Source organism: Paraburkholderia sp., assembly GCF_035656215.1.
Classification (GTDB): domain Bacteria; phylum Pseudomonadota; class Gammaproteobacteria; order Burkholderiales; family Burkholderiaceae; genus Paraburkholderia.
In genome coordinates, this window is sequence record NZ_DASRSY010000072.1 from 1 (window position 1) to 3,781 (window position 3,781).

At 62.9% G+C, this 3,781-nt stretch carries 5 protein-coding genes and 1 pseudogene; 1 reads left to right on the top strand and 5 read right to left on the bottom strand.

The genetic code is table 11. From position 1 onward, the window contains the following. Positions 1-59: 59 nt before the first annotated feature. Both lipB and VFE81_RS04110 read right to left on the bottom strand, forming a co-directional pair. Positions 60-785, bottom strand: a complete 726-nt coding sequence (gene lipB / locus VFE81_RS04105) for a lipoyl(octanoyl) transferase LipB (protein ID WP_325043372.1) — start codon at positions 783-785, stop codon at positions 60-62. Positions 786-859: 74 nt separating this feature from the next. Next, positions 860-1,186 carry a DUF2917 domain-containing protein gene (locus VFE81_RS04110; protein ID WP_325043373.1) on the bottom strand — a complete coding sequence of 109 codons (327 nt, stop codon included), beginning with the start codon at positions 1,184-1,186 and terminating at the stop codon, positions 860-862. 98 nt (positions 1,187-1,284) lie between these two features. Between VFE81_RS04110 and VFE81_RS04115 the strand changes: the two genes are divergently transcribed. Next, a complete protein-coding gene (locus tag VFE81_RS04115; RefSeq protein WP_325043374.1) occupies positions 1,285-2,253 on the top strand; it encodes a transcriptional regulator GcvA in 969 nt (322 codons plus the stop codon). Between the two features lie 71 nt (positions 2,254-2,324). Here the strand turns inward: VFE81_RS04115 and VFE81_RS04120 are convergent, their stop codons facing one another. The 3 genes and pseudogenes from VFE81_RS04120 to VFE81_RS04130 form a co-directional block, all read right to left on the bottom strand. Next, positions 2,325-2,594 carry a DUF493 family protein gene (locus VFE81_RS04120; RefSeq protein ID WP_325043375.1) on the bottom strand — a complete coding sequence of 90 codons (270 nt, stop codon included), beginning with the start codon at positions 2,592-2,594 and terminating at the stop codon, positions 2,325-2,327. Next, a complete protein-coding gene (locus tag VFE81_RS04125; protein ID WP_325043376.1) occupies positions 2,566-3,522 on the bottom strand; it encodes a D-amino acid aminotransferase in 957 nt (318 codons plus the stop codon). Before VFE81_RS04125 ends, VFE81_RS04120 begins: the two co-directional genes overlap by 29 nt. Before the next feature lie 13 nt (positions 3,523-3,535). Next, positions 3,536-3,781, bottom strand: a pseudogene (locus VFE81_RS04130) (D-alanyl-D-alanine carboxypeptidase); the annotation flags it as partial.

Sequence of the window (3,781 nt, forward strand, 5' to 3'; positions counted from 1 at the left end):
CATCAGGAACAGGAGAAGCTGCGAGGTTCGCGGTAACGTCAGTCATTCGTTCGGTCCAGTCAGGCGGTGAGAGCACCGGCCTGCGGTTGGGCGACGGCCGCGGGACTGCCGTCGAGGTTTGCGGTGAGGCATGCTGCAAAGGTACGGGCCACGTCGTCCCAGCCTGCGGCAACGCCCAGCGTTGCCATATCGACTGTTTCGAGCCCCGCGTAGCCGCATGGGTTGATGGCCAGAAACGGCCGCAAGTCCATGTTCACATTCAGACTCACGCCGTGATAGCTGCAGCCGTTGCGGATTTTCAGACCCAGCGCGGCGATCTTGGCACCGGCATGCAACCCGGCGTCCGGCCCGGGCGTCACGTAGATACCAGGGGCGCCCGCCTTGCGTTCCCCGCCGAGATTATACGCCGCGAGGGTATCGATCACGGCCTGCTCGATCCGCGTGACCATCTCGCGCACCATCAGCTTGCGTCGGCGCAGGTCCAGCAGCAGGTAGGCAACCACCTGTCCGGGTCCGTGATACGTGATCTGCCCCCCCCGGTCGACCTTGACAAGCGGAATGCCGCTGTCGGCGGCCAACAGATGCGCCGGGTCGCCGGCCTGGCCGAGCGTGAATACGGGGCGATGTTCGACCAGCCAGATTTCGTCGGATGTATCGGCGGTACGCTCGTCGGTGAACTGGCGCATCGCTTCGAAACTGGCTTCATAAGGTTCGTTGCGGAGCCAGCGCAGCGTAAGCGGCGCCGTGGCGGGCAAGGGAGACGGGGAAACCGGGGCGGCGCACATGATCCCGACAGTTTACCGAAATCTGGGAATCCCCGCCGGAACCGGCTACTTCAGGAAGCAGCGCCCGCCCGCGCTCAAACCGTGCGCCAGCCCCCACGCATGCGGGCGGCCAGCCGTTCTGTGACCCGCGCGAACCAGTTCAGCGCGCGTTCATCGCAGCGCGTCGGCACCGAAAACGCGACCTTCGCCTGCGTGCTGCCTTCGGCGCTCAACCACAGCCGTTCGCCACGCCGCAGCCGCAGCGTATGGCCGGGTTGCAGCCAGTAGTCTTCCGTATCGTCGCTGCGCGTGACCCACACCGCGCCGCCGTGCACGACCAGCTTGGTGCTGCGTGCTACCTTCATAGGAATGGTTTCGCCGTTGCGGATTTCAAAAGCGATACTAGAGGAAATTTCTCGCATGATGCCCTCGCCAAAATTCGTTTCGTGACTACAATCCTAGGCGTAGCAAGGGTTTACGCAAAACGATCTATTTTCACCTCTATGTGAGAAATATTGCGATGGACCTCCGGCAATTACCTCCGCTGAACGCGGTCAAGGCGTTCGAAGCCGCCGCCCGCCACGAGAGCTTCTCGCGTGCGGCGGACGAACTTTTCGTCACGCACGGCGCCGTCAGTCACCAGATTCGCGCGCTGGAGGCCGAACTGGGTGTCACGCTATTCGCCCGCGACGGCAAGCGCGTGCGGCTCACGGACACGGGCCGCCGCTATGCCACGCGCGTACGCACCGCGCTGATGGCGCTTGCCGATGCCACCCTCGAAATCCGCGCCGGCGACCGCGAGCGGCGCCTTGTCGTTTCCATGCTGTCCTCGTTTGCGGCGCGCTGGGTGACGCCGCGCATCGGCAGTTTTATCGAGGCGCATCCCCAGTGGGATCTCGAACTGCTGTCCACCAACGCACTCACGGACTTCGCGCGCGACGACGTCGACGTGGCCATCCGCTTCGGCTACGGCAAATATTCGGGGCTGCACGCGGAGTTGCTGCTGGAGGAGATCTTCTTTCCGGCCTGCGCGCCGAATTTCAACGAGGGCAAGCTGCCGCAAACGCCGGCCGATCTGGCCAAGGTTCCGCTGCTGCGTTCGGATGACGAACTCTGGCGCCCGTGGTTCGACGCCGCCGGCCTCACCGACTGGCAAGAGCCGAAGCGCGGCGTGCTGTATCAGGATTCGTCGAATCTGCTGCAGGCGGCCATCGACGGCCAGGGGATTGCGCTCACGCGCCGTTCGCTGGCAATGCACGAGATCGCAGCAGGCCGTCTTGTGCGGCTATTCGATGTGGATGGACCGAGCCCGTGGCAGTACTACTTCATCTGTCCGCCGCAGATGCTCGAAACCGCACGAGTCAAGGCGTTCCGCGATTGGGTATTCGAAGAAGTGGGACGGTTCAAGCTGCTTTTCGAGCGGGCTTGCGAGGCAGGGCCTGCCGCAAGCGCCGATCTGGCGGCGGACGCATTGCGCGTCACGCCGTAATACGAGGCATCGTTGGCACAGCTTGCAGTGCGGGCGCCAAAGTCGACGCCAGCGCCTGCTCGGACAGTGCTTTAAAGCACCACCTTAACCATCGGATGACCGGTGAGCGCGCGATAGATATCGTCGAGCTGCGCCTGGCTCGTGGCGCGCACCGTAACCGTCAAACCGGTGTAATTGCCGCCGCTGGACGGCCGCGTTTCCACGCGAGCAGGGTCGACTTCGTTATCAAACTGCCGAACCACCGTGACAATCGTCTCGGCGAACTCGGGATGCGACTTGCCCATAATCTTGATGGGAAAATCGCACGGAAACTCAAGCAATGATTCTTTCTCGGGGCTCATTCTCTACTCCTTGCTGCGCCTCTTGCGCTTCCTTGGCCTTGGCACGCTGATAGGCCGCGTACAACGCCGCAAACACCGTGCCCGGCTTGCCGTCGCCAACCGGCTGACCGTCGAGTTGCGTGACCGGCAGCACTTCCTTGGTGGCGGAACTGACCAGAATCTCGTCCGCCGCACGCAACTCTGCTTCGGCGATCTCGCGCGCTTCGAAGCGAATGCCGCATTCGCTCGTCAACTCCTCGATCAGACCGTAGCGAATCCCCTCGAGAATCTTGTGACTGCGCGGCGGCGCGTACAACACACCGTCCTTCGCCATCCAGATATTCGACGACGAACCTTCGGTCAGCATGCCGTCGCGAAACTGGATCGTCTCGAACGCATCGTTTTCGGCCGCGTACTGAGCCATCAGAACATTGCCAAGCAACGACACCGATTTGATGTCGCAATTGAGCCAGCGACGGTCTTCAGCGGTGACACAGCGCACGCCCTGCGCGCGCTGTGCGGCGTCCGGCAGGTTCAGCGGCGTGACCATCACGAACACGGTCGGCTGGATGCCGGCCGGGAACGCGTGACCGCGCTTTGCGACGCCCCGTGTGATCTGCACGTAGGCAATCGCATCCTGATCGGGGGGCAGGCTTGCGTCCGCTTCATTGGCCGCGACCACGCGCTCGATCAGCTCGCACCAACCGGCGGCGTCGAACGGATTGACAATGCCGATCCTGTCCAACGAACGCCCGAGGCGCGCCAGATGATGCCCGAAGCGAAACGCAGTACGGCCACCCGCATGGGCGTACAACGGTGCGACTTCGTAAATCCCGTCGCCGAAAATAAAGCCGCGGTCGAGAACCGGCACGCGCGCTTCGGACAAAGCCACCAGCTCGCCGTTCAGATAAACGATCGGGTCGAGCGAAACATCGGAAACAGCAGTCATCGCAATCGGACTCTTATTTCTTCTTGTTGAACATCAGCATCAGCGAATCCCACACACGGCCGACCACGCCGGCTTGCGGCACGGCTTGCAATGCGACGATCGGGAATTGCGCCAGCACCTTGCCGTCGGCCACGAGCTTCGCCGTGCCGACCTGCTGACCGTTCGCGATCGGGGCGATCAGCGGATCGATTTGTTCGATCTGCGGCTTCGCCTTGTCGCCCATGCCCTTCGGCACGGTGATGTACTGATCGGTCTTCAC